We start from the raw sequence: 24,343 nt of genomic DNA, 5'->3' as shown, positions 1-24,343 counted from the left end.
GTGCCCTCGTGTGCTCAATTGATATTCACGGTGGCTTCGGCCGGCAATGAATTGACCGCGGCGCGCACCTTCAGCGGACCGCTCTGGGCGGCGTTGTCCGGCAACGTCACCGGCCACTGCCGTTCGCGCCCGGCCAGCGCGTAGCCAAGCAGTCCTTTGTTGACCACGTAGGCATTACCTGCGTTGTCGATCAATTGCACGGCCGCGATTTGCGCGCGCTTTTTGCCCGCGTTATCGACGCGTAGCAGCCAGCTTTGCGGGCCGCGTGACAGATGCCAGGACAGCTTCGGCTGGCCGATATCAACGGGAGGCTCGACGAACACCGGCACCGAGTAGCGCAGGCGGATTGTCACGCCGCTAGTGGGCGCGGCATCGGGCTCGGGCAACTCGTCGATCAGCAAGCGATAGCTCAACTCGGCGGCCGACGGCTGCGCAATCGTGCGCACCAGACGCACCAGTTGATCGGCATGCGCGGCGATCTGGATCAGCGGTGGGCTTGCCACCAGGTCCTGAGTGGGCGTGAGCGCGTCTTCGCCGTTTGCCTGATCCCAACGGAACACGCGCACCTGGCCGAATAACGGCTTCTCACCGGGATTCTTCAGCGTGATGCCGGTCGCATTGGCGTCCGCGGACATATCGACCATCACCGGTGAAATTTGCAGCGTCGCGGCTTGCGCGAGCGGTGCCGTCAGACACCACGCGAATGCGGTTGCCGTCAGTAGCCGGCGAGGCGCGCCGAAAATGTTCGCGACGCGCGTGCTTGCACGCCGCTTCCGTCCAGACCGCTTCCGTCCAGACCGCGTCCTTGCAGACCGCCTCAAAAGTAGACCGTGGCGGTGACGGTGGTCTGATAGGTATCAGGTTTCGGGGTCGTCTGCGCCGGCACCTGGCCGTACACGACGATCGATTGCGCCGAGCCAGTACCGGTACCGCTGGCCGTGTTGGTGCCCTGAGTGTTGCCCCACAGGGTCGTGTGGCCGGCGTCCTGATACAGCTGGAATCCGACTGTGGTGGCGGTATTGCCGGTGGCCGTGCCGGCCATCAGGCGGCTCGTCACGGTGGAGCCGGTGACCGTGCCGGCGTCGAGCCCGACGTTGTACGGCGTGGTGTTGGTGCAGGTCACAGCAACCGTGGTTTGCTGGTTGATCGCCGTGGCCAGCACGCCGTTGTTGCCGAAGTTCAGCGGGTTCGCGCTGATCGAGCAGTTGGCGTTCAGCGTAAGCGTGACGGTGAACGTGGTGGTAGAGGTGCCGTTCGAATAGGTGGCAGCGCTCGCGAGCTGTAGAGGCAAGCCGAACGTCAAGGCGACGACGAGGCTGGACGACAGCAGTTTTTGTTTCATCATGAGACCTCGCAAACCGACAGGACACGGATTTTTCAATTGCGTAGGCAGTTTGAAATGGTACCGGCCAGATAGTGGGTCAATTCACTGGATATTCCAGAGCGGCGTATTACGTTATGTAAAGGCGTTCGCAATTGATGAAATTAGTCTACACCACCCCTTCTTTGTAATACAAATTATTGCGCCGAGAAAATTATTCGGAATAACTGATGAAGATGGTATGACACGGCGCGCGAAAAACGGAAAAATTAGGGAATTATTTCTATACAAGGCTTCGGGAAAATACCTAATTCAGGTAGATTTTTCTAGTAACGTGATTATTTTTTGATTTTATTGCGACGGGGAGCATGCATGATTGCGCGTGCCAAATAGTTTGACTAATGCTAATTGGATCTGTTTGAAGTTCGCGCATTTAAGTGTCGGGCCGATGCGGGCGTTGCAAGCGCACCAATGTTAATTGCGATTCTCGGGCGGGGCACGCGGCGTCATTCCCCAAGCGCAAACGGGCGCTTGCGCCGCAACAGCGCCGAGCCGATCGACACCGCCACGCCGACGCAGCCCATCGCCAGCGAGAGAACCACGATCAGCAAGCCGGTTTGTGTCCGTGCCGAGAACACCCCGACCAGCAAACCAGCGAGTGGTTGCGTCTGTTGTTCAACAGGATCACCACGCCGGTCGTCTTGCCGTAGTCCTCGGGCGGAATGATTTTCTGCCGTGCACTCATACGCCAGCACGCCGCCGAAACACACCACTGCCCGTACGGTCTGGCTCACCCGCATCAGCTTGAGCGGCGAGATGCGGTCGCACAAGGCGCCGAAGAAGGGAAAGACCAGGTAGCGTGGTAGCGTTTCGATAACGAACGCAAGACCCGACCACGATACCTGGCGTGTCGTCTGAAACACGACGAGCGGCACGAGGAACAGCAGGACCTGATCGGCGAGACGGGCGACAAACAGTGAGCAGAAGAAAGCCTGATGGTTGACGCGCACCGTTCATGTCCCGCCGTTTATGGGTCGAGACCGATCCTATCAAAGATTACGTTAGCCGCCCCGAGAAGCCTGTTCTAGCAACGCGATATCGAGCTTGACCATTTTCATCATGGCTTGCATCACACGGCTTATTTCTGACCGCACTCCATACCTTGCGCCCCTTGCATTCCCTGTTGAATCTCTTCAGGGCTCAGGTCGCGCTTGTGCGTGGCGAGCGACCAGCTGTGGCCGAACGGGTCCTTCAACTGGCCGTAGCGGTCGCCCCAGAACATGTCGGCAAGCGGCATGACGACGGTCGCGCCGGCCTCGACAGCCTGCTTGAAACTGGCGTCGACGTCTTCCACGTAGTGATGAATCGTGACCGGTGTGCCCTTCAGCGCGTTCGGGCCCAGCGCGTTGTGGTCAGGCCATTCGTCGGTCAGCATCAGCATGGAGTCGCCGATCTTCAGGCAGGCGTGCATCACCTTGCCGCCGGGTCCGGGCAGGCGAAATTGCTCGACGGCGTTGAAAGCCTTCGCGTAGAACGTGATGGCGTCTGCGGCGTTGGCGCAAATCAGATACGGGGTCAGCGAATGCATCCCGTCCGGGATCGGTTTGACAGCGGGGCTGGACATGACGGCGACTCCTTGAAGTAACAGGTTCGTGAGTTGAAAGACCGGCTGCATGAGCCAGGCCTTCAACGTTACGACGAGTGCATCGCCTTTGAATCGACACTCCGGAAAAAATATTTTTAAGCACGGGCGTGCGGTGCGGTGCGGTGCACAGGCACAGGCACAGGCACAGGCACAGGCACAGGCACAGGCACAGGCACAGGCACAGGCATGGCCGTGTGACGCATGGTCGCCGCGCGGGTTCAACCGGTCGCCGGATTGTTTCCTTCTGCCCGCATGTCAACCGGCCGGATTGTCGTCGTCCGGTGGCGCGGCCGGCGTGGAGGGTGTCGACGGCGTGGAAGGCGTCGCCGCATCACCGCCCGGTGCGCCGAGAATGCTGATCTGGAAAGTCGGGGTCGCCGCGAGCGACTGCAACATCGCGTCTTCCGGGATGTGTTCGAACAGCGGCAGGATCACCGAGCCGCCGATCACCGCGCGCCGGCTATTGTCGGCCGGACGCAAGCCCCACACGTCCTGGTAGACCACCGGCACCGCGATGCCGTTGCGGGTCGTGTTGCCGATGTATAGCATCACATGGCCGCCGATATAGATCAGCGTGCGCAACGGTTCACCATGCTGGGTCAGGTAGTCGAGTCGTTGCGCTGGCGTCGACGCGGACAGATCGATCATACGTCCCGCGCTCATCTGCGTCGACGAATGGCGCGGCAGCCACACGCCGAACGTCACGAAAATGCTTTGCAGTTCCGACGAACAGTCGTTGTAGAGGCCGCTATTGCCCCAGCCGTATGGCCGCCCGGTCAGTGTTTTCATCAGCATTGCCAGATGCCGCGGGGTAGCGGCCAGCGGCATCGGAGCGATCTGCGCTTCACTCAGTTGGGCGCTGCGGATGAGCGCCCGGCCGTCCACATCGCGGGCCGGGACGAAGAGTTTGCGGGAGGCGGGCGCTTCAACGTCGGCAGCGCCACTTGCTTCGCCTGCTGTTTTATTGGCCTGTGTTGCGGGCCGCGTGGCGTTGTCCGGGGCGAGCGGCAATAGCGTGCCGGCGGGCGCGTCGAAGCGGAACACGCCGCGGCTGTCGCGCACCGGCGCCGAGGCCACCGTCACCGCGCCCAGCGACCTCGCGGTGGCGGCGCGCCATGTGTTGACGAAGGTGTTGTCGGTCAGGCCCACGCCATCGCTGCGCACCCAGCCTTGCACGTCGGGCGTTTGCGCATAGCGCCACGCGCCGTCGACGCTGCTGCCCAGCACATATAGCGGTGTGCCAGGGCGCACGGCTGAAATCTGCAGGTTGTCGAACGGATAGCCTTCGCCGGCCAGGTGGTGATCGTAGAACGACGGGTCCGTGGTCGGCAGTTCGCGCACCATCAGGTTGCTGGTGGCGATCGCGCGACGTTCGGGCTTGTAGACGGCCTCCTGCGTGAACTGGCCGACGTCCATGTTTTGCGCGATGGCGTCGATCCACGCCTTGTCGTGCGGCCGGAAATTCTCGCCATAGCCGATCGCCGCGCCGCTCTTGCCGGTGTTGTCGAATTTGCCGATGCGGCGCTGCTGTAGCGCGACAATGTCCGCGCCTTGCTGACGATAGACGCGCATCGTCACGTAAGCGGAATTCCACGGCGACGGCGCGCTCGTGCCGGTGCCGAAATAGCGCGCATACAGCGCTCTAAAGTGCGCCTGCTGATCCGCGTGGCTTAGGAACGGCTGATCGTAGCCGGGGCTGTCCGGTTCGAGCCAATGGTCGACGTTCTGGTCGTAATTGGCGATCGGGAACAGCGTGACCGTGTCGACGCTTGCGTGGCCATCGTGCGAGGGCGGTGGATTGCTGCAGGCGGCGAAGGTGGCGGCCGCTGCGAGGGCGACGCATAACGTGGCGGCGCGGCGGGCCTGCGGCAATCGGGCGGCGAGCCGTGTGGCAAAACGCGTGGCAAAGCGGGGCAGGACGGCGACGGGCATGGAATTCGACGGTGATGGTCCAAGGGCACGATAATACGGTGTCGCGCGACGCGCAGGGCGCTGGATGGCCTGCTGCAATGACGCGGAACGAGCGAGTGGGGCTTTCTCATGCTTACAGGTGTCTCGCGTGGATGAGCACCGTGTTCACGACATCACGACATGGCGGCGACATGAAGCCAATCGCCCGCGCTATGTCTTTGCGGCGTTACGAGTGTATTTACACAACGCTTGTGTGTTTTCATTGGAGTTCGAATCGTCAATAGCGGCTATGCCATACCGCGCTTCAGGCGCACACGACCGCGCACGGATAGCGTTTCGATACACTCGACACATCGCCTCGAATCGTCTTTCACGAGGCTCCACAACCAGGAGAACACCATGCAAACCAGCGCACGCAATCAATTCGCCGGCGAAGTCGCCGAAGTCAAACACGGTGCCGTGAACGACGAAGTCACGTTGCGCACTCAGGACAGTCTCGAGATCGTTGCGATCATTACGCACGGCAGCGCGACGTCGCTCGGCCTTGCTGCCGGCAAGAAGGCGTTCGCGCTGGTCAAGGCGTCGTCGGTGATCGTGATGGTCGACGTGGCGAAGAGCCAGGTGTCGGCGCGCAATTGCATCGCCGGTACGGTGTCGGCAGTCACCAAGGGGGCGGTGAATTCGGAAGTGACGATCAGCGCGGGTGGCGCGCAGATCGCTGCGATCATCACCAATGAAAGCGTCGACCGTCTCGGTCTCGCGAGCGGCAAAGCGGCGATGGCGATCTTCAAGGCATCGAGCGTAATCATCGGCGTCGAATAACGATTTACGCATGGCATTGTCCGCAGGCTTAACGTCTGGATAAAGCCATCAGGCCGTACGCAGATCGGACGCAAAGAGGGCGGCACGCGCAGCAGGGCGTGCCGTGAAGGAAGCGGCGGCTTGCTTTACACTGCACACCTCGCTGTTCCTCTTTCCGCTTTCATCACGGACGCCGTCATGTTCGAAGTCTCCGCCGCCTCGCATCTCTCCAAAGCCGCGCACTACGAAGAACTGGTCGCCCAGGCCCGTTCGCTGCTCGCCGGCGAAACCGACTGGATCGCCAACGCCGCGAATTTCTCCGCGTTCGTGTTCCATTCGCTGAGCGATCTGAACTGGGCCGGTTTCTATTTCCACGACGGCCGCGAACTGGTGGTCGGACCGTTCCAGGGCAAACCTGCTTGCGTGCGCATTCCGCTTGGCAAGGGCGTGTGCGGCACCGCTGCGCAAACCCGTCAGACGCAAGTGGTGCGCGACGTGCATGAGTTCCCTGGTCATATCGCCTGCGATTCAGCATCGCAATCGGAAATCGTCGTGCCGCTCGTCGCACCGGACGGCACGCTGATCGGCGTGTGGGATGTCGATAGCCCGCTCGCCGCGCGCTTCGACGAAGCAGACGCGAAGGGCATGGAAGCGCTGTGCGCGGTGTTTATCGAAGCCGCGCTGCCACGCGCATCGTAGGCGTTTCAAGAAGCGCTGATCCAGCGGTGCGGTGGCACCCTATGCTTTTTCGTACATAGACTAGACGATCACCAGATCGAGAAAGCCGCTTTCCAGACCATGTTCATAGCCACCGTCCACCATCATCAGATGCCGGAACTCGAGCTTCGCCCCGGGCGCTTCGCGATGAAACGCGTCGACCACGGCGGGAACGAAGAACGCATCGAGAGAATCCGGTGAACCGATCCGAACGGTCTGGCAAGTTCCGCCTGGGAAAGCCGCTATCATAGCGACGGTTACCCGGCGGATCGGCCCCAATCTGCCGGCTTCGCCGGTTGCGCCGTACACGCCAGGAAAAACGCTCACCGCTTTCCTCATTCGCTTCCAATACCCAGGAAATTCAAAGGCCGGCGCGATGCAAGATCACCACTATGCCGAAGCGCGTCCACGCGACGCCGCGCTTGCGGCGGCGCCATACGGCATGTTCATCTGCACAGCCGGCGGCACGTTCGACTCCGTCAACGCTGCTTTCGAAAAGCTAACCGGCTTTGCCGCCGAAGAATTGATCGGCCGGCGCACCTTTGAATCCTTGCACGACCCGGCCGAACTCGCGAGGCGCCGCGCCGAGCTGCCGCCGCTGTCGGCAATAAGCTCGCGCTATGAAGGCGAATGGACCTATGTGCGGCGCAACAGCACCCGGATTCGCGTGGTGTTCGCGCTCGCGCCGCTCGCCTCCGAACCGGCGTATCCCGGCGCGGTAGCCACGGGACCCGTTCGCTATGTCGGCATCGCCATCGACATGACGCGCTACGCGCAATCCGAGGCGCGCTTGTGGTACGTCGCGCATCACGACGGCGTGACCCGCCTGCCCAATCAGACGCTTTTCACCGAACGCCTCGAACTGACGATCGCGCGCTGCCAGCGAAGCGGCGACGGTTTTACCGTGCTGATCGCCGAGCTCGATCATTTGCGCAAACTGCGCGATGCGCTCGGTTTGCATGCGGCCGAACTGGTCTTGCAGATCGTCGGCGAGCGGTTGCGCGGTCTGTTCCCCAACGACGGTACGATCGCTTCGATCGGCGGCACGCAATTCGCGCTGCTGATCAAGGAAACCGGCACGGCGGCCGATGCTTTCGCTGCTGAAGCACTGAGCCGCATCGCCGAATCGATCGACTACGCAGGCACTGCCCTGAACATCACGGCGAGTATCGGCATTGTCGCCTATCCCGCCGACGGTGCCGATGCGCCGACGCTGATGCGCCGCGCGGGCGTGGCGTTATCGGCGGCTTCGGCGGTGAACGGCAATGCGGTGCGGCGCTTTTCCACCGCGCTCGAAGGCCTGGCGGCGCGCCGCTTCGAACTGGAGACGATGCTGCGCGAAGCGCTCGAGCGTCAGCAACTGCATCTCGTGTATCAGCCGCAGGTGACGCTGTCCAATGGCCGTATCGCGCAGGTGGAGACGCTGTTGCGCTGGAATCATCCGCAGCGTGGTTTGATCAGTCCGGTCGAGTTCGTGCCGGTCGCGGAAGAGTCGGGCCTGATCGAGCAGATCGGAGAGTGGGTGATCCGTACCGCGTGCCGCGACGCCGGCAAATTGCTGCGGCTCACCGGCACCTTGCCGCGGATCGCGGTGAATGTGTCCCCGCAGCAGTTCCAGCGCCACAATCTGTTCGAGACGATCCGGGAGGCGCTAGAGGATGCCGCGCTCGACCCTTCATACCTTGAAGTGGAAATCACCGAAGGCGTGCTGCTAGGCGACACCGAGCAGGCATTGCAGACGCTGCATGCATTGCGCGAAATAGGCGTTGAAGTCGCGGTGGATGACTTCGGCACCGGCTATTCGAGTCTCGCGTATCTCACGCGTTTTCCACTGAACCGCCTGAAAATCGATCGCTCGTTTGTGATGCGCATGAGTACCGATCCGCAATGCGCGGCGCTCGTCGGCGCCATTATCGCCATGGCCCATGCACTGAAACTGCGCGTGACGGCCGAAGGCGTGGAGACGGCCGAACAGGCCGCGCAACTGGAAGCGCTCGGCTGCGACGAGGCGCAAGGATTCTGGTTCTCGCGACCCATCACCCTCGCGGCGTTGCGCAATTTGCTGAAACCGTTGGGCACCGGATGACGTCGCCAACTCCGCTGTCAACTTGACGTCGCGGTCCTTCGCGCTCGAACAGGCCGGCTGTCCGATGGCGGCGTAGCGTCTGGCTTGTTGCGCGCAGAGTTGAAGAGGTTTGTCGCGGTAGGGATGCGCGCGGCAGTCGCGCAGAACTGAAGGCGCCCGTGCAAGACGCGTGTCGCCAAATACACGGAAAAGAGAAAAGGGGCCGATTGGCCCCTTTTCATCTGGTCGCGTTACTACGCAGGACTCAGCGTGCTGCGTCGTCCGTAGCAGCGATCGCCGTGCCGGCCATGACACCGGATGCACGCTTGATGCTGTCCTGCATCACGTTGCCGGAATGAATCATCGAAGCCATCACGGATTGCATTGCGCCAAACGCGCTATCCGAACTGAACGGCGTGGTCTGGCCGAAGCCCGAACCAAACTGCGCCACGCTGGCGCCGAACTCTTCGCGCAGCGATTCGCCTGCCTTGGTCAACGCTGCGATGAATTGCGCGTCGATTTCCTTGACATGCTGTGCATACGACAAGGTGCGTTGAACCAGTTGCTGCTGCGCGTCGGACGCGCCGGCGAACGGCGCGGCGGTGGACAGGCCGCCCGACAATGCGTTCCTGCTTTCGGTAACCGTTGCCTTCATGGCCGCGAGATTGAGTTCGCCGAGTTTTTGTAGACAGGCCAGCCCATCGAGTTGCAGGGCGGTGAAGATGTTGAAAGTACGTTGGCCGAAGGCGGCGCTATGTTCGATCGCGGGGCTCTGCATGGTGATCTCCAAAGTGACCCGGCGCAGGCGCCCAAAGGATTTCGGAGGCCAGGTCTCACGCGAGACGGCAGGTCGACGCGGCGCAGTGATTTTGCTGCGCTGCAACATGGACCACTCTATACCTTTACGACAGGATGTACAGCGTTTTTGTCAAAATGATTCTTCAGTCGAAAGACGCTCAGTGTGTGCCTGAAGTACGCGGATGGGCGAGGAAAAAACGCAGCATTTCAGCTGTCGCGTCGGGGCCGGATGGGTCCGTGTATGAGCCGCGCTGACTACCGCCCGCCCATGCGTGGCCCGCGCCACGAATCGACCAGGACTCCGCTTCGACGCCATTCGGCGCGACAAGCCGTTGCACTGTGCAACGGCGCTGGCCGTTCGCCGTGCCTGCGGCGTGTGACGGCGCGCTGACTGTCGTGACGCCGGCGTCGAAGGCCGCCAGGAGCGCGGTGGCGTTCGAGGGATGCACGGTCGTGTCCGCATCGCCATGAAACACGATGAGTGGGCGTTGCGGTTCGACACGTGAGTGGTTGCGATGCACTTTGCCGCCCTTCATCGCGGCGAGCGCCGAGGGCAGATCTTTCGCGCTTCCGTAGGCAAGGCCGGAATGTACGCAGGCTGCCGCGTACAGATCGGGCGAGGTCTTCAGCATGATGTCCGCCATTGCGGCGCCCGCCGACAGACCCGCCACGTACACCCGCGCCGGGTCGACGCGGTAGCGCGCCATCACTTCACGGGTGATGCCCGCGATCAACGACGGTTCGCCCTGATCGCGTTGCTGGTCGGCAGGCTTGAACCAGTTCCAGCATGTCGAATGATTGGCCGCTTGCGACTGATTCGGATACACGACGATGAAGCCGTGACGCTCGGCCATTTCGTTCATGCGCGTGCCGGCCGCGAAGTCGTCGGCGTTTTGCGTGCAGCCGTGCAGCATCACGATTAGCGGCAACGGTTCGCTGTTGTAGACGGCGGGTACGTAGAGCTTGTATTGGCGTTGGCCTGCGCTGTTGCTGAACGTATGGGTGCTGAAGGTGCCGGGCGTGTCGGCGTCGAAAGTGCGCCCGGCAGGCGTGTGCGGCGCGGTATCGGCGCGTGATTGCGCCTGAGTTTGTGTTTGAGCGTGCGCCTGCGTCCACGCTTGCGCCCATTCGTTGACGCTCTGCGGCATGTGCGGAGTTTGCGCATGACCTGCTTCGGCCGTGCTGCTGCCCGCGAGCGCGCGCTGAACCGCAGCGGTCGCTTCCTTCGGTCCCTTGGTGCGCAGCAAGTCGAAGGCGTCTTTCATCGACTTCAGGAAATCTTCATTTATTTTCATGACGGTAAGCGGTTACGTTGACTTGCATAGGGCGTGGCTGGATCAGGCGATGAGCTTCACGGGTTCAAGCACATGTTCAGCCATCGGATCAGCCGAGCCAGGCGTGCCTACCTGATGCGGCCGGCGAGCGCTGCCTTAACGGCAGGCGACGCGTGAAATGCGCCGAGCACCGCCACCGATGCGATCGTCGCCGCCGCGAGTTCCGGTGGTACATCGGCTGCAATGCTGGCGAGGCCGAGCACATGAATGTCCAGTCGTTCGTTCGCGGCCTGAACGGCTTCGAGGTCGGGCCTCGAGAAGTGCTGCAATCCGAGCACCATCGCGCGCCGGGTCACCGTTTCAGTGACGACTTGCGCGTGTACCGCGAGCTGATTGCGGATCGCCGTACGGATCAGGTCGGTACGGTTCGAGTAAAAACCTTCTTCGACGAGTAAATCGATCTGGCCGAGGTCGATTGGGCCGAGGTTGATGGTGATTTTTTCGGTTTCGCCGCCTTTGGGGCGGGAAGTGTCGATAAGTTTGAGGTTGGCCATTTCTATCTCGTGCGGTATCTGGCTTGGAATCCAAATACCATCCATTTAACATCCAGTGGGATGGTTATACGCGCCTGGCGCGGATGGCGTCAATGAGAAAAATAAGGGCGGGTAGCGGCGATGACGTTCCGCATCAGTGGAATCCCTTAGCGACACGTCACGATGGTATCGCTACCATCGGCGGCAATGAAGCAGTCGGCGTGTGCATTCGTCAAATGCAATGGTAGCGCTACCATGGAGATATCAGTGTCATCGAACCGCAAAACATCTGAACAGCTTCGCAGCTATCGCTGGTATGGCGTGAACGACCTGCGCTCGTTCGGCCACCGTTCGCGCACGGCGCAAATGGGCTACCACCCGTCGGATTACATGGGCAAGCCGGTGATCGCCGTGGTCAACACGTGGAGTGAGATCAACTCGTGCCATACACATTTCAAGCAGCGGGTGGAAGAGGTGAAGCGCGGCATCTGGCAGGCCGGCGGATTCCCCGTCGAAATGCCGGTGATGACGCTCGCCGAGCCGTTCCAGAAACCGACCACAATGCTGTATCGCAACTTCCTCGCGATGGAAACCGAGGAGTTGCTGAAGTCCTATCCGTTCGACGGCTGCGTGCTGATGGGCGGTTGCGACAAGACCACGCCCGGCCTGCTGATGGGCGCGATCAGCATGGACCTGCCGGCCATCTATCTGCCGGCGGGTCCGATGTTGCGCGGCAACTGGAACGGCCGCACGCTCGGCAGCGGTTCGGACACGTGGAAGTACTGGGCTGAGTTGCGCGCCGGCAAAATCACGGAAGAGGAGTGGAAGGGCATCGAGAGCGGCATCGCGCGCTCGCCGGGCCATTGCATGACGGTGGGTACCGCGTCGACCATGACCAGCGCCACCGAAGCACTCGGTCTGACGCTGTCCGGCTTCTCGTCGATTCCCGCTGTCGACTCACGGCACGCACAGTTCGCCTCGCTGACAGGACAACGCATCGTCGAGATGGTGTGGACCGATCAGAAACCCTCAGACATTCTGACGGCCAAATCTTTCGACAACGCGGTGACCACCGTGCTGGCGATGTCCGGTTCGACGAACGCGATCGTCCACCTCGTTGCCGTGGCGCGCCGCGCCGGCATCGATCTGACGACGGCGCGCTTTGACGAACTGGCGCGCATCACGCCGGGACTCGCCAATCTGCGTCCTGCGGGCCAGTACCTGATGGAAGACTTTTTCTACGCCGGCGGCCTGCGCGCGCTGCTGGTCGAGCTGGGCGAACTGATCGACGGCTCGCAGATGACGGTCGATGGCGCGACGCTCGGCGAGAACATTGCGGGCGCGGAAATTTTCAACGACGACGTGATCCGCAAGCGCAGCAATCCGCTCGTTGCCAGCGACGGCCTCGCGGTGCTCACCGGCAATCTCGCGCCGGATGGGGCGGTGATCAAACCGGCGGCAATGGAAGCGCATCTGCTGAAGCATCGCGGTCCGGCGGTGGTGTTCAAGGACTACGCCGACATGGCCGCGCGGATCGACTCGGAAGCGCTGGACGTGACCGCCGATTCGGTGATCGTGCTGCAGCACGCGGGTCCCGTGGGCGCGCCCGGCATGCCCGAGTGGGGCCAGTTGCCGATTCCACAAAAGCTGCTGAAGCAGGGTGTGCGCGACATGCTGCGCATTTCCGATGCACGGATGAGCGGCACCAGTTACGGCGCATGCGTGCTGCACGTTGCACCTGAATCGTTCGTCGGCGGTCCGCTCGCGCTGGTGAAGGACGGCGACATGATCGAAATGGATGTGCACAGCCGCCGTCTGCATCTCGAAGTGAGTGATGCCGAACTCGTCGCTCGCAAGGCTGCATGGCAACCGCCCACGCGTCCGTTCGAGCGCGGCTTCGGCGTGATGCACCAACTGCACGTGACGCAGGCGAACAAGGGCTGTGACTTCGACTTCCTCGAAGAGCCGGTGGGCGCGGGTGTGCAGCAGACCCCGGCGCCCGTCACGCAGACGGAGCAAACCTCGCCGGCCACGCCGCCCACGACGCGCACCGAGCCCGACATTCACTAACTCAATCCAGGCCTCTCATGACCACTTCCGACATCACCATCAGCGACGCGACGCTCGAGCAACTGCGGCATGTCAGCACCGCAACGCTGACCACGCAACTTTTCAAGCGCGGCTTGCGCAACGTATTCCTGCAAGGCGTCGCGCCGCTCGTCAAACCGGCGCCCGGCGCGCCGAACCTCGTCGGCCCGGCGTTCACGCTGCGCAACATCCCGGCACGTGAAGATCTCGACCACGTCGGCGTGTTTCAGGACCCGGACCATCCGCAGCGCAAAGCCGTTGAAACGGCGCCGCCTGGCAGCGTGCTGGTGCAGGACTGCCGTGGCGAACGCGCGGTTGCATCGGTCGGTTCGATTCTCGCGCTGCGTCTCGCGAAGCGCGGTGTGGCCGGCATGGTCTCGGATGGCCCGGTGCGCGATAGCGGCACGATCGCGGGACTGGGCTTGCCGCTTTGGTGTGCCGGCGCGAGCGCACCACTGAATCTGGCAAAACATCATGCGGTCGATATGAACGTGCCGATCGCCTGCGGCGGTGTGCCGGTGTATCCCGGCGATATCGTCGTCGCCGATGTGGACGGCGTGGTCATCGTGCCGCGCGAAATGGCGACCGAAGTCGCGCGCGACGCCGTCGAGCAGGAACAACTCGAAGTGTTCATCACGCAGCGCATCGAAGAAGGCCGGCCGCTGCGCGGCACGTATCCGCCGAACGAGGAAACGCTTGCTGATTACGCGCAATGGCGCGCACAAAAACAATAATGCGTTGAGGCCGTTTCGATCCATCGCATAGCCATTGTTCGCGCGAACGGCGCGAGCGCAGGAGACACAGTGAAGGTGTTTGCCGTCATCACATTGCTGATCTTGCGCCGCAATCGAAACACTCACATCGCGCAAAGCCATGTGCCCGTGGCCGAGTGATTCACGCTATCTTGCGATGGATTCAGGCCGCCTGAATCGCGGGCCGTCTACCCGCGGCGGACGGCGGGCCGCAGTCTACAATAGGCGCGATACATTTCTTCAGTCACCAAGCCATGCCGAATCACAAGCCGACCGCCGCTGCCAGTCCTGACGTGCCGGAAGTGACGACGGCGCCAGCGAAACGCTTGCGAGGCGGCCCCAAGGGCCTGCGCATCACGGACGTCGCCGCGCAGGCGGGCGTCGCGCCGATTACGGTATCGCGGGTCTTCAATAGTCCCGAGACGGTTGCGCCTGAGACGCTCGAACGGGTGCGGCAGGTGGTGCAAAAGCTCGGTTATGTGCCCAATCGTCTCGCGGGTGGCTTGTCGTCGTCACGCTCGCGCCTGATTGCCGCGATCGTGCCCACCATTGCCCACTCGCTGTTTTCCGAAACGATCCAGGTGTTTAGCGAGACGATGTCGCGTGCCGGTTATCAGGTGCTGCTGGCCCTGAGCGGCTACAGCGATTCGAGCGAAGAGGCGTTGCTCGACGCGGTGTTGAGCCGGCGTCCGGAAGGCGTGCTGCTGACCGGTGTCGCGCACGCCGATTCCTTGCGCGAGCGCTTGCTTAACGTGGGCATGCCGATCGTCGAAACGTGGGACATGACCGAGACGCCGATCGACATGCTGGTGGGCTTTTCGCACTATCAGGTCGGCGTGGCGGTGGCTGAGCATTTTCTGGCGCGTAACGTGCGGGCGCCAGGCCTTGTCTCAGCGAACGACGACCGCGCGCTCGCGCGCCGCGACGGTTTTCGCGAGCGTCTTGCGCAAACGGGTATCGACGGGATCGCCGAGGTGCTGGTGTCGCCCCCGAGTTCGGTTGCTACCGGCAAGGCTGCATTGCCGACGCTGATCGAACAGGCGCCGAACCTCGACGCGGTGTTCTGCGGCTCGGATCTGCTCGCTATTGGCGTACTCGGCGCAGCCAAACGCATGAGTATGGGCGTGCCGTCGCAACTTTCTATTTGTGGTTTCGGCGACCTCGAATTCGCGACTGAAACCACGCCGCAATTGACTACTGTGCGAGTCGACGGCACGCGCATCGGCCTGACGGCCGCGCGATGCCTGCTGGACCGGTTAGCCGGCGTCGACAAGACCAGGGTAACGGATGTCGGGTTTCATATCGTTGAGCGCGAGACGAGCTGACGCTCCTGCTGCGGCTGGATCAACCGGATCTGGCGCGCGAACGAGGGCAAAGACTCTGCCGATTACATCAGCACGATGTCGTACTGCTCCTGGCTGAGATTCGACTCCACTTGCAACGACACTGGTTTGCCGATGAAATCCATCAGCATGGCCAGATGCTGCGACTCTTCTTCAAGAAACAGATCGATCACCTGCTGCGACGCCACCACGCGGAACTCGCGCGGATTGAACTGCCGCGACTCGCGCAGAATCTCGCGCAGCACGTCATAGCACACCGTGCGCGACGTCTTGACCTGCCCCTTGCCCTGGCAAACCGGGCAGGGTTCGCACAGCACATGCGCCAGCGATTCGCGCGTGCGCTTGCGCGTCATCTCCACCAGACCCAACTGCGAGAAACCATTCACCGTCACGCGCGTGCGATCGCGCGACAACGCCTTCTTCAACTCGCCGAGCACCTGATCGCGATGCTCCACGTTTTCCATATCGATGAAGTCGATGATGATCACGCCGCCCAGATTGCGCAGCCGCAATTGCCGCGCGATCGTGTGTGCGGCTTCGAGGTTGGTCTTGAAGATCGTATCGTCGAAGTTGCGCGCACCGACGTAACCGCCGGTGTTCACGTCGATGGTGGTCATCGCTTCGGTCTGGTCGATCACCAGATAGCCGCCCGACTTCAGATCGACCCGGCGCGACAATGCGCGCTGGATTTCCGCCTCGATGTTGTACAGATCGAAGAGCGGCCGTTCGCCCGTGTAGTGATGCAGCTTCGACGATACCGCTGGCGTGAACTCTGCCGCAAAGTCGGCAAGCATTTGATAGGTTTCGCGCGAGTCGACCTGGATACGTGAGGTTTCGTCATTGACGAAATCGCGCAGCACACGTTGCGCGAGATTCAGATCCTGATACAGCAGGCTGGTCGGCGGCATGCGCTGACCTTGCGAGATAATCGTTGCCCACGTTTTGCGCAGATACGCGACATCTCCGGCCAACTCTTCGCTGCTCGCATCTTCAGCGATGGTGCGCACGATGTAGCCGCCCTTTTCATCAGCGGGCAGCACAGCGGTCAAACGCGCGCGTACGGCCTCGCGTTCGGCTTCGCTCTCGATCTTCTGCGAGATGCCGATGTGTGGCTCCTGGGGCAGATACACGAGCGTGCGCCCGGCGATACTCACTTGCGTGGACAGCCTTGCGCCCTTGGTGCCGATCGGATCCTTCACGACCTGAACCATCAGCGTCTGACCTTCGAAGACGATCTTTTCGATCGGCTGATGCGGCGTCTGATGCTGCGGCTCACCAGCAATACGCGGATGCCAGATATCCGCTACGTGCAGGAACGCGGCGCGTTCCAGACCGATGTCGATGAAGGCGGATTGCATGCCCGGCAACACGCGGACGACTTTGCCGAGATAGACATTCCCGACGCGTCCTCGCGACAGCGTTCGTTCGACGTGAAGTTCCTGGACGGCGCCTTGCTGGACTAGCGCGACTCGCGTTTCCTGCGGCGTGACATTGATCAGGATTTCTTCATTCATGGTGTTATTTTAGAAGTCGATGCTCGCTGCACGCAGGAGGGCAGCGGTTTCAAAAAGCGGCAAACCCATGATACCTGAATAGGACCCGTCGATATGTTCGACAAACTCCGCGGCGCGTCCCTGCACACCATACGCGCCCGCCTTGCCGAGCGGCTCGCCGCTTGCGGCATAGCGGCGCACGGCGTCCGCGTGCAGTGCAGCAAAACGCACCTTCGATACCGATAACGCAGCAGGCAGCAAAGTGCCTTCTGCATCGACCACCGCGACGGCTGTCAACACTTCGTGATCGCGGCCGGCGAGGCGCGTGAGCATCGCGACGGCATCTTCGGCGTCGATGGGTTTGCCGAGGATCGCATCGTCGATCGTGACGGTTGTGTCGGCAACCAGGATTGGCCGTGCAACATGTCCGCCTGCCACGAGACGCGCGTGTGCGGCGTGCGCCTTGGCGATGCACACACGCTGCACGTAGTCGCGTGCGCGCTCGCCGGGTAGCTCGACTTCGAGCGCTTCGGCGTCTTCATCGGGACGCGGCAGCAGTAATTCGAAACGCACGCCGAGCTGTTGCAACAGCTCCTGACGGCGTGGACTCTGGGAGGCGAGGTAGACGAATGGATGGAGCGAAGCGGCGGGCGTTAGCATGAACAGGTCTCGATGAGGCGGATTGCATCAATGCGTGACGAGCGGGCGATGAGCTTGTCAGTCGAGCGTCGGTCAGCGTGGCAAAGAACACGACGAAAGGCGCGTCGATAAGCTCATCTATCAACGCGCCTGGAAGCGCATCAATCGGCGCAGGGCGACGAGACCAGAAATCCGCGATCTGTCAGCAGCCTCGTTCGCTTATGCGCGGTGATAGGGGTGATTTTGCGTGATGGTCCACGCGCGGTAAAGCTGTTCGGCGAGCAGCACGCGGACCATTGCGTGCGGCAGCGTCAGGCTGGAGACACGCAGCAGCATATCGGCGCGTGCTTTCAGATCGGGATCGAGCCCGTCGGCGCCGCCGATCAGAAACGCCACGTCGCGGCCGTCCTGCTGCCAGCCGGGCAGCGCGCCGGCGAGCTGCATCGTGGTCCAATCCTTGCCGCGTTCATCGAGCGCGACAATGCGCGCGTTCTTCGGCAACGCGGCTTCGATTTTCTGCCGCTCGGCCGCCATCACGCTTTCGGCCGGACGCCCCGACGAACGCTGCTCGGGCTTGATCTCGCGCAGTTCGATGCGCAGCTCCGGCGGCATGCGTTTCGCGTATTCGTCGAAGCCGGTGGCGATCCAGTCCGGCATCTTGTGGCCGACGGCGAGGATGTGCAGTTTCATTGCGGATGTGATCGCGGACTACATCTGAGACTGAAGCGGTTGGCCAGCCTGGCGATTACTTGCGACGTGCCGGTGTCTTGCGTGCGGGCTTCCTGGCAGCCGGCGCTTCGTCCTCTTCTTCCTCGTCGTCCGGTTCGCTCGCGCTGGCGCCACCGAACGGATTCGGCGTGGACAGCTTGATGCGCACGGGCTTGTCGCCCCAGATTTCTTCGAGGTTGTAGTACTGGCGGAGTGCCGGTTGCAGGATGTGCACGATCGCGTCGCCGCAATCGACCAGCACCCATTCGCCAACGTCCTCGCCTTCGGTGCTGATCACGTCGCCGCCGTTTTCCTTGACGCTCTCACGCACGCTCGAAGCGAGCGCCTTGGTCTGGCGGTTCGAGGTGCCGCTCGCGACGATCACGCGATCGAACAGGGCGGTCAGGTGGCTGGTGTTGAACACCTTGATGTCTTGCGCTTTGACGTCTTCGAGAGCGTCGATGATCACGCGTTGCAGTTTGCGAATATCCATGGGGTTACCGGTGGTACAGATGATGTTGAAGAATATAGTCCCACACCGCGGTGGGGACATGGCTTGCGGCCCGGGCCTGGCTCTTGTCCTGCTGTTCGCCGCCCGCGAGGGCAAGCCGCCGGGTCACCTGTTCGCGCAGATGCGCGCGAATGTCGGTGGCCGAGACGTTGAACGCAAGCGTCGTATCGATCAGCAAGTGGCCGCAGGGGGTGGCTTGCAGAACGTCGGCGCGGGCACGGCGCGCGTCGATTTCTTTGGCAACCACGGACGGAATCGACGCGAGGTCGAAACCGGGGCGCGTGGCCGCGCAAATATGGGCGAAGTCGAACAGGCGCCGCCAGTCGCGCCACGTGTCGAGATGCACCAGTTGATCCGCGCCGATCAGAAGCGCAATCGACGCATCCTGACCTTCGCGTTCACGCCACAACTGCAGCGTGTTGATGGTGTACGTCGGACCGTCGTGTTCAATCTCGTCGGTCGCAACCCGCACGGTCACGCCCGGCAGCACCAGTGCGCCGGCGGCGGCCCGGGTCATGGCCAGCCGGTGAACAGCCGCTGACACGTCGGTTTTTTGCCACGGTTGGCCGGCCGGCAGCAGCACCAGTTCGGTCAGGTTCAGCACCTCGGCAAAACGCCGCGCGAGCGCGAGATGGCCGTCGTGGATCGGATCGAAAGTGCCGCCGAGCAGTCCGATCCGGCGAGGCAGGGCGACAGGATGAGCGTTCGGCTTCAGGTGAAGATCCTTTGTCGTGGTCACGTGGAGTGCGGTGCGGGCCTGAAGCCTCACACCCACTCGCGCGGCACGAGAAAATCGCTGTAGAGACGCGCTTCCGGCGTGCCGGGTTCGGGCTGCCAGTTGTAGCGCCAGTTCACCACAGGCGGCATCGACATCAGAATCGATTCGGTGCGTCCGCCGCTCTGCAGCCCAAATAGTGTGCCACGGTCGAAGACCAGATTGAACTCGACGTAGCGGCCGCGCCGGTATGCCTGGAACTCCCGCTCGGCTTCGCCGTACGGAATGTTGCGGCGCTTTTCGATGATCGGCATATACGCTTTGAGGAATCCCTCGCCGACGCTTCTCAGCATCGCGAAGGATCGATCGAAGCCCGGCGCCGAGAAATCGTCGAAGAAAATCCCGCCGATGCCACGTGGTTCGTTACGGTGCTTGAGGAAAAAATACTCGTCGCACCAGTGCTTGAAACTCGGGTAGAGGTCTGCGCCATAAGGCTGTAGCGCATCGCGGCACACACGATGGAAATGCTGCGCGTCTTCCTCGTAGCCATAGTACGGCGTCAGATCCATGCCGCCGCCGAACCAGAACACCGGTTCTTCGCCAGCCTTGGTCGCGATCAGCAGACGCACATTCATATGCACGGTCGGGCAGTGCGGATTGTGCGGGTGCAGCACGAGCGAGACACCCATTGCTTCGAAGCCACGGCCGGCCAGTTGCGGGCGCGCGGCGCTCGCCGAACCGGGCAACGCGTCGCCGGCTACGTCCGAGAAGCCGATGCCGGCCCGTTCGAAGAAGCTGCCGCCTTCCAGAATCCGCGTGCAGCCGCCGCCGCGCAGCTTTTCGCCGGGGGCGCGCTGCCATGCGTCGGTCGCGAACGGCTTACCGTCGAACGCGCCGAGCGTGTCCGCGATATGCGTTTGCAGGCCTTGCAGCCAACTGCGCACGGCCTGTGCGTCATAGCTCGAATCGGTCATGAGTGCAGATGCTGAGGGCGGCACGCTCGTCGTGCCGCGGGTTCTTCGTGAAGGGCGAGGGCCGGGCCTTCTTCAGGGTGTTCCTGGGAAGGCGCGGCACTACAGTCATTCGCGCCGGGTGAAATCCCCATCAACCGGGGCAAGCCCACATGGTGCGGTGGGCGCCGCAACGGCCGCGAAAACCCGCAGTGTAGCGCGCCGTTGGCGCCGCACGCGGACAAGTGGGGGTGTGGCTTACTGCTTGCCTTCGCTCTTGGCGTCGTGCTTGCGGTTCAATGCACGGTAGCCAATGTCGCGGCGATATTGCATGCCGTCGAACGAGATCTGGTTGATCGTTTCGTATGCGACCGATTGCGCGCTGCGCACCGAATCCGCCAGACCGACCACGCACAACACGCGACCGCCCGAGGTGGTCAGCTTGCCGTCCGACAGCGTCGTGCCCGCGTGGAACGTGACCGAATCCACGGTTTCGGCCGGAATATCGCTGATCCGGTCACCCTTGCGCGGCGTGTCCGGATAGTTGTGCGCGGCGAGCACCACGCCAAGCGCGGTGCGACGGTCCCATTCGAGTTCGATCGTGTTGAGCGTACCGGCGATTGCCAGCTCGACCACCTTCGAAAAGTCGCCTTTCAGACGCGCCATGATCGGCTGCGTCTCCGGGTCGCCCATCCGGCAGTTGAATTCGAGCGTCTTCGGGTTGCCTTGCGCGTCGATCATCAGGCCCGCGTACAAAAAGCCGGTGAAGCGGATGCCTTCTTTCTCCATGCCACGCACGGTCGGCTGGATGATTTCGCGCATCACGCGCGCATGCAGTTGCGGCGTGACGATCGGCGCGGGCGAGTAGGCGCCCATGCCGCCAGTGTTCGGACCCTGGTCGGCGTCGAGCAGACGCTTGTGGTCCTGGCTCGAGGCGAGCGCCAGCACATGCTTGCCGTCCACCATGACGATGAAGCTGGCTTCTTCGCCGGCGAGGAATTCCTCGATCACGACGCGCGCGCCGGCATCGCCCAGTTTGTTGTCCGACAGCATCATGTCGACTGCGGCATGTGCTTCTTCCAGCGTTTGCGCGACCACCACGCCCTTGCCGGCGGCGAGACCGTCGGCCTTGATGACGATCGGCGCGCCCTTGGCGTCGAGATAGGCGTGCGCGGCGGCGACGTCGGCGAAGGTTTCGTACTCGGCGGTCGGGATCGCGTGGCGCTTCATGAACGCTTTGGCAAAATCTTTCGAGCTTTCGAGCTGCGCGGCTTCCTTGCTCGGTCCGAAAATCTTCAGACCGCGCGAGCGGAACAGGTTGACGATACCCGCGGCGAGCGGCCCTTCCGGCCCGACCAGCGTGAACGCGATCTGTTCTTTCTCGACGAAATCGGCGAGCTCAGCCGGATCGGTGATGTCGATATTGCGCAGACGCTCGTCCTGGGCGGTGCCGCCATTGCCGGGAGCAACGTAGACGAGCTGGACCCGTGGCGATTGCGCGAGCTTCCATGCGAGCGCATGTTCGCGACCGCCGGAACCGACGACGAGTAACTTCATGTGAATCCCCGAGACTTAAAAACCATAAACGTCTGAAGCAGCGCGCTCAGCCGTGGAATAACAGTGAGGTTTGCAATGAACCCGCAGCCAGGTAGCGGCGCAGGGCACATAGCGAACCCGAGTGGAGGCAGTGTGGAAGGGCCCAACCAACGCCCAACCAACGCCCAACCAACGCCCGCTCAACAACGCGAGGGCCAACCGGCGGCGCGGGCGTGGTTCGATGCAACTTCACGCGCACAGCGCCGCCGGGGCACGCTCATTCGTCGGCGATCGCGGCGTTTGTATAGACTTCCTGCACGTCGTCCAGATTTTCCAGCGCGTCGAGCAGCTTCTGCATTTTCACGGCGTCCTCGCCCGTGAATTCGACTTCCGTCTGAGGTTTCATCGTCACCTCGGCCAGTTCGGCCTTGAAGCCCGCGGCTTCCAGTGCGGTCTTCACTTTCGGGAAATCGTTCGGCGGGCACAGCACTTCAATGCTGCCGTCTTCGTTCGTGACGACGTCGTCGGCGCCGGCTTCGAGCGCGGCTTCCATCAGCTTGTCTTCCGGCGTGCCGGGCGCGAACAGGAACTGGCCGACGTGATCGAACATGAACGACACCGAGCCGTCCGTGCCCATGTTGCCGCCGTTCTTCGAGAACGCGTGACGCACGTCCGCCACCGTACGGGTGCGGTTGTCGGTCATCGTGTCCACGATCACCGCCGCGCCGCCGATGCCGTAGCCTTCGTAGCGGATTTCTTCGTAGCTTGCGCCGTCGACGCCGCCCACGCCACGCTGGATCGCGCGGTTGACGTTATCTTTCGGCATGTTGGCGTCGTACGCCTTTTCGACGGCGAGCCGCAGACGCGGATTCGAGTCGATGTCGCCGCCACCCATGCGGGCCGCCACCTGAATTTCCTTGATGAGCCGCGTCCAGACCTTGCCGCGCTTGGCGTCGGCCGCTGCTTTCTTATGCTTGATGTTGGCCCATTTCGAATGACCCGCCATACCTTTCTCCGTCGCGCGCGCCAGTGGGGCGCACGCATAGTGCAATTGTCGTTGCGATGTCGGGCGCGCGGTGCTGCTGATTGCGACCTTGCGCTCGATGTCAAAGCGCTCGGCGCCAGACCGCCTGGTGTCAGACCTGCCTCAGCCTGATCGCGCCCAGCGAGGTCCTGCTGGCGGGATCGAAAGTCGCCAGCGCGGTTGAGGGCGGGGCAGTGCGGTCAGCGTGCGGCACAGTGGCGGCGCCCCCGACCACACCGGTCCCGGCAAACCCCGCGTAAAGGCGCGATGCGCCTGGCAGCAGTGCAAGTTGAGCGGCTCTTTGAGCGGATTCGAATTTTATCACGCCGCGAGGGTGCGGCAGAGGAGAGCGTCGCTGGAAACTGCGTAGAAATTGAGCGGCCGCGGCGTTTTTGCGCGCGCCGCCACTGCCGTTTTTCAGTCCGCTGTCAGTTTTTCGTGCCGAACAGGCGGTCGCCGGCGTCGCCGAGACCCGGCACGATGTACGCGTGCTCGTTCAGGTGTGAATCGAGCGACGCCACGTACAGCTTGACGTCCGGATGCGCGTCCTGGAACACCTGTACGCCTTCCGGGGCCGCCACCAGCGCGAGGAACATGATGTTCTCGCCGCTCACGTTGCGGCGCTTGAGCACGTCCACCGCATGCACGGCGGAATAACCGGTCGCGACCATCGGATCGCACAGAATGAACACGCGGTCTTCCAGATCCGGCAGGCGCACCAGATACTCGACCGGGCGATGGTCCGCGGCACGGTAAACGCCAATGTGGCCCACGCGCGCCGACGGCACCAGCTCCAGCAGGCCGTCCGACATGCCGATGCCGGCCCGCAGCACTGGCACGATCGCCAGTTTCTTGCCGGCGATCACCGGCGCGTCGATCTCGACCAGTGGCGTGGTGAGGCGGCGCGTGGTCATCGGCAGGTTGCGGGTGATTTCGTAGCCCATCAGCAGCGTGATCTCGCGCAGCAGTTCGCGAAACGTGCGGGTCGAGGTGTCCCGGTCGCGCATATGCGACAGCTTGTGCTGGATCAGCGGGTGATCGAGGATGAAAAGATTGGGAAAACGGCTGTCCTGGGTCATGGCGGGGGCGCAAGCGGCGGCAAGAGGGATCGGTTTGGCGGTCCGCACGGCCTGAAACCGGCTGGCGGACGCGCCACGGCGCAAGTTTACCGAAAGAGTGGCGCCGGAAGATACCGGAGATTGCAGTGGCCCGGCACAGTCCGGCACCGATTCTTCTAGAATCGGGGGAAACTTTGCAACGATTGGGCAACCGCGGGGTCCCCCGCGCCACGACTACGCCACGAGGATACACACATGGACATGGGAATCGCAGGACGCACCGCGCTGGTTTGCGCGGCCAGCAAGGGTCTGGGGCGCGGTTGCGCGGAAGCGCTCGCCGCCGAAGGGGTCAACCTGACGATCGTCGCGCGCACGGCAGAGACGCTGGAGGCGACCGCCGCCGAGATTCGCAGGCAGAGCGGCGTGGACGTGAAGACGGTGGCGTGCGACATCACCACGCC

The 24,343-nt window shown here is 62.7% G+C and carries 24 protein-coding genes and 1 pseudogene; 7 read left to right on the top strand and 18 right to left on the bottom strand.

The features are described from left to right. Nucleotides 1-14 precede the first annotated feature (14 nt). From VFE81_RS12615 to VFE81_RS12595, 5 genes and pseudogenes are all read right to left on the bottom strand, one after another. On the bottom strand, nt 15-719 hold the full coding sequence (locus tag VFE81_RS12615) for a fimbrial biogenesis chaperone (RefSeq protein ID WP_414695587.1): 705 nt from the start codon (nt 717-719) through the stop codon (nt 15-17). Between the two features lie 98 nt (nt 720-817). Continuing rightward, nucleotides 818-1,345 carry a spore coat U domain-containing protein gene (locus VFE81_RS12610; RefSeq protein ID WP_325044912.1) on the bottom strand — a complete coding sequence of 176 codons (528 nt, stop codon included), beginning with the start codon at nt 1,343-1,345 and terminating at the stop codon, nt 818-820. A 719-nt stretch (nt 1,346-2,064) separates the two neighbouring features. Further along, nucleotides 2,065-2,331, bottom strand: a pseudogene (locus tag VFE81_RS12605) (MFS transporter); the annotation flags it as partial. Between the two features lie 128 nt (nt 2,332-2,459). Continuing rightward, nucleotides 2,460-2,945 carry a VOC family protein gene (locus VFE81_RS12600; protein ID WP_325044911.1) on the bottom strand — a complete coding sequence of 162 codons (486 nt, stop codon included), beginning with the start codon at nt 2,943-2,945 and terminating at the stop codon, nt 2,460-2,462. A 276-nt stretch (nt 2,946-3,221) separates the two neighbouring features. Further along, nucleotides 3,222-4,898, bottom strand: a complete 1,677-nt coding sequence (locus tag VFE81_RS12595) for an SH3 domain-containing protein (RefSeq protein ID WP_325044910.1) — start codon at nt 4,896-4,898, stop codon at nt 3,222-3,224. Between the two features lie 378 nt (nt 4,899-5,276). Between VFE81_RS12595 and VFE81_RS12590 the strand changes: the two genes are divergently transcribed. Together VFE81_RS12590 and VFE81_RS12585 are read left to right on the top strand one after the other, a co-directional pair. Continuing rightward, nucleotides 5,277-5,699: a TOBE domain-containing protein gene (locus VFE81_RS12590; protein WP_325044909.1), complete on the top strand. Its 423-nt coding sequence runs from the start codon at nt 5,277-5,279 to the stop codon at nt 5,697-5,699. Nucleotides 5,700-5,876: 177 nt separating this feature from the next. Then, entirely contained in the window at nt 5,877-6,377 is a 501-nt protein-coding gene (locus tag VFE81_RS12585; protein WP_325044908.1) for a GAF domain-containing protein, read from the top strand. Between the two features lie 60 nt (nt 6,378-6,437). Here the strand turns inward: VFE81_RS12585 and VFE81_RS12580 are convergent, their stop codons facing one another. Beyond that, nucleotides 6,438-6,722, bottom strand: coding sequence for a hypothetical protein (locus VFE81_RS12580; RefSeq protein WP_325044907.1), 285 nt, complete (start codon nt 6,720-6,722; stop codon nt 6,438-6,440). Nucleotides 6,723-6,771: 49 nt separating this feature from the next. Between VFE81_RS12580 and VFE81_RS12575 the strand changes: the two genes are divergently transcribed. Then, nucleotides 6,772-8,481, top strand: coding sequence for a putative bifunctional diguanylate cyclase/phosphodiesterase (locus VFE81_RS12575; RefSeq protein ID WP_325044906.1), 1,710 nt, complete (start codon nt 6,772-6,774; stop codon nt 8,479-8,481). Between the two features lie 244 nt (nt 8,482-8,725). Here the strand turns inward: VFE81_RS12575 and VFE81_RS12570 are convergent, their stop codons facing one another. The 3 genes from VFE81_RS12570 to VFE81_RS12560 all read right to left on the bottom strand — a co-directional run bounded on the left by VFE81_RS12570 (nt 8,726) and on the right by VFE81_RS12560 (nt 11,086). Further along, complete coding sequence (locus tag VFE81_RS12570; protein ID WP_325044905.1) at nt 8,726-9,238, bottom strand: phasin family protein; 513 nt, start codon at nt 9,236-9,238, stop codon at nt 8,726-8,728. Nucleotides 9,239-9,416: 178 nt separating this feature from the next. After that, nucleotides 9,417-10,553, bottom strand: a complete 1,137-nt coding sequence (locus tag VFE81_RS12565; RefSeq protein ID WP_325044904.1) for a PHB depolymerase family esterase — start codon at nt 10,551-10,553, stop codon at nt 9,417-9,419. Between the two features lie 107 nt (nt 10,554-10,660). Beyond that, nucleotides 10,661-11,086 (bottom strand): CopG family transcriptional regulator, encoded by a 426-nt coding sequence (locus VFE81_RS12560; RefSeq protein WP_325044903.1) that lies wholly within the window; start codon nt 11,084-11,086, stop codon nt 10,661-10,663. 234 nt (nt 11,087-11,320) lie between these two features. On the opposite strand from VFE81_RS12560, the gene araD reads away from it, so the two are divergent. The 3 genes from araD to VFE81_RS12545 all read left to right on the top strand — a co-directional run bounded on the left by araD (nt 11,321) and on the right by VFE81_RS12545 (nt 15,230). Further along, nucleotides 11,321-13,135 (top strand): L-arabinonate dehydratase, encoded by a 1,815-nt coding sequence (gene araD / locus VFE81_RS12555; protein ID WP_325044902.1) that lies wholly within the window; start codon nt 11,321-11,323, stop codon nt 13,133-13,135. A 17-nt stretch (nt 13,136-13,152) separates the two neighbouring features. Beyond that, the gene (locus VFE81_RS12550) at nt 13,153-13,887 is read left to right on the top strand and encodes a ribonuclease activity regulator RraA (RefSeq protein WP_325044901.1); all 735 of its coding nucleotides are present in this window, start codon (nt 13,153-13,155) and stop codon (nt 13,885-13,887) included. Between the two features lie 272 nt (nt 13,888-14,159). Beyond that, nucleotides 14,160-15,230 (top strand): LacI family DNA-binding transcriptional regulator, encoded by a 1,071-nt coding sequence (locus tag VFE81_RS12545; RefSeq protein ID WP_325044900.1) that lies wholly within the window; start codon nt 14,160-14,162, stop codon nt 15,228-15,230. 62 nt (nt 15,231-15,292) lie between these two features. Here VFE81_RS12545 and rng read toward each other — a convergent pair whose 3' ends face one another. From rng to upp, 9 genes are all read right to left on the bottom strand, one after another. Continuing rightward, entirely contained in the window at nt 15,293-16,762 is a 1,470-nt protein-coding gene (gene rng, locus VFE81_RS12540) for a ribonuclease G (protein WP_325044899.1), read from the bottom strand. Between the two features lie 9 nt (nt 16,763-16,771). Next, complete coding sequence (locus VFE81_RS12535) at nt 16,772-17,401, bottom strand: Maf family protein (RefSeq protein ID WP_325044898.1); 630 nt, start codon at nt 17,399-17,401, stop codon at nt 16,772-16,774. Nucleotides 17,402-17,599: 198 nt separating this feature from the next. Then, a complete protein-coding gene (gene rlmH / locus VFE81_RS12530) occupies nt 17,600-18,070 on the bottom strand; it encodes a 23S rRNA (pseudouridine(1915)-N(3))-methyltransferase RlmH (RefSeq protein WP_063495252.1) in 471 nt (156 codons plus the stop codon). Between the two features lie 55 nt (nt 18,071-18,125). Beyond that, nucleotides 18,126-18,581 carry a ribosome silencing factor gene (rsfS, locus tag VFE81_RS12525; RefSeq protein WP_325044897.1) on the bottom strand — a complete coding sequence of 152 codons (456 nt, stop codon included), beginning with the start codon at nt 18,579-18,581 and terminating at the stop codon, nt 18,126-18,128. Nucleotides 18,582-18,585: 4 nt separating this feature from the next. After that, the gene (locus tag VFE81_RS12520) at nt 18,586-19,338 is read right to left on the bottom strand and encodes a nicotinate-nucleotide adenylyltransferase (protein ID WP_325044896.1); all 753 of its coding nucleotides are present in this window, start codon (nt 19,336-19,338) and stop codon (nt 18,586-18,588) included. A gap of 26 nt (nt 19,339-19,364) precedes the next feature. Further along, nucleotides 19,365-20,288: an oxygen-dependent coproporphyrinogen oxidase gene (gene hemF, locus VFE81_RS12515; RefSeq protein WP_325044895.1), complete on the bottom strand. Its 924-nt coding sequence runs from the start codon at nt 20,286-20,288 to the stop codon at nt 19,365-19,367. Nucleotides 20,289-20,522: 234 nt separating this feature from the next. Further along, nucleotides 20,523-21,821 (bottom strand): phosphoribosylamine--glycine ligase, encoded by a 1,299-nt coding sequence (gene purD, locus VFE81_RS12510; RefSeq protein WP_325044894.1) that lies wholly within the window; start codon nt 21,819-21,821, stop codon nt 20,523-20,525. Between the two features lie 256 nt (nt 21,822-22,077). Then, nucleotides 22,078-22,806, bottom strand: a complete 729-nt coding sequence (locus VFE81_RS12505; protein ID WP_325044893.1) for a YebC/PmpR family DNA-binding transcriptional regulator — start codon at nt 22,804-22,806, stop codon at nt 22,078-22,080. A gap of 446 nt (nt 22,807-23,252) precedes the next feature. After that, entirely contained in the window at nt 23,253-23,903 is a 651-nt protein-coding gene (upp, locus tag VFE81_RS12500; protein ID WP_325044892.1) for a uracil phosphoribosyltransferase, read from the bottom strand. 234 nt (nt 23,904-24,137) lie between these two features. On the opposite strand from upp, the gene VFE81_RS12495 reads away from it, so the two are divergent. Continuing rightward, nucleotides 24,138-24,343 (top strand): SDR family NAD(P)-dependent oxidoreductase (locus VFE81_RS12495; RefSeq protein ID WP_325044891.1); only part of this gene is annotated, 206 nt, incomplete at its 3' end.

This window comes from Paraburkholderia sp. (genome assembly GCF_035656215.1).
GTDB lineage: Bacteria > Pseudomonadota > Gammaproteobacteria > Burkholderiales > Burkholderiaceae > Paraburkholderia.
This window is presented reverse-complemented; position numbering and strand designations above follow the sequence as displayed.

Bases quoted from the DNA above. Each gene is read 5' to 3' on its own strand.
- VFE81_RS12570 (WP_325044905.1), bottom strand. From the start codon at position 9,238: ATGCAGAGCCCCGCGATCGAACATAGCGCCGCCTTCGGCCAACGTACT.
- araD (WP_325044902.1), top strand. From the start codon at position 11,321: ATGGAGATATCAGTGTCATCGAACCGCAAAACATCTGAACAGCTTCGC.
- hemF (WP_325044895.1), bottom strand. From the start codon at position 20,288: ATGACCGATTCGAGCTATGACGCACAGGCCGTGCGCAGTTGGCTGCAA.
- VFE81_RS12505 (WP_325044893.1), bottom strand. From the start codon at position 22,806: ATGGCGGGTCATTCGAAATGGGCCAACATCAAGCATAAGAAAGCAGCG.
- upp (WP_325044892.1), bottom strand. From the start codon at position 23,903: ATGACCCAGGACAGCCGTTTTCCCAATCTTTTCATCCTCGATCACCCG.
- VFE81_RS12545 (WP_325044900.1), top strand. From the start codon at position 14,160: ATGCCGAATCACAAGCCGACCGCCGCTGCCAGTCCTGACGTGCCGGAA.
- VFE81_RS12565 (WP_325044904.1), bottom strand. From the start codon at position 10,553: ATGAAAATAAATGAAGATTTCCTGAAGTCGATGAAAGACGCCTTCGAC.
- VFE81_RS12550 (WP_325044901.1), top strand. From the start codon at position 13,153: ATGACCACTTCCGACATCACCATCAGCGACGCGACGCTCGAGCAACTG.
- VFE81_RS12575 (WP_325044906.1), top strand. From the start codon at position 6,772: ATGCAAGATCACCACTATGCCGAAGCGCGTCCACGCGACGCCGCGCTT.
- VFE81_RS12595 (WP_325044910.1), bottom strand. From the start codon at position 4,898: ATGCCCGTCGCCGTCCTGCCCCGCTTTGCCACGCGTTTTGCCACACGG.
- VFE81_RS12590 (WP_325044909.1), top strand. From the start codon at position 5,277: ATGCAAACCAGCGCACGCAATCAATTCGCCGGCGAAGTCGCCGAAGTC.
- purD (WP_325044894.1), bottom strand. From the start codon at position 21,821: ATGAAGTTACTCGTCGTCGGTTCCGGCGGTCGCGAACATGCGCTCGCA.
- VFE81_RS12610 (WP_325044912.1), bottom strand. From the start codon at position 1,345: ATGATGAAACAAAAACTGCTGTCGTCCAGCCTCGTCGTCGCCTTGACG.
- rng (WP_325044899.1), bottom strand. From the start codon at position 16,762: ATGAATGAAGAAATCCTGATCAATGTCACGCCGCAGGAAACGCGAGTC.
- rlmH (WP_063495252.1), bottom strand. From the start codon at position 18,070: ATGAAACTGCACATCCTCGCCGTCGGCCACAAGATGCCGGACTGGATC.
- VFE81_RS12600 (WP_325044911.1), bottom strand. From the start codon at position 2,945: ATGTCCAGCCCCGCTGTCAAACCGATCCCGGACGGGATGCATTCGCTG.
- VFE81_RS12535 (WP_325044898.1), bottom strand. From the start codon at position 17,401: ATGCTAACGCCCGCCGCTTCGCTCCATCCATTCGTCTACCTCGCCTCC.
- rsfS (WP_325044897.1), bottom strand. From the start codon at position 18,581: ATGGATATTCGCAAACTGCAACGCGTGATCATCGACGCTCTCGAAGAC.
- VFE81_RS12585 (WP_325044908.1), top strand. From the start codon at position 5,877: ATGTTCGAAGTCTCCGCCGCCTCGCATCTCTCCAAAGCCGCGCACTAC.
- VFE81_RS12560 (WP_325044903.1), bottom strand. From the start codon at position 11,086: ATGGCCAACCTCAAACTTATCGACACTTCCCGCCCCAAAGGCGGCGAA.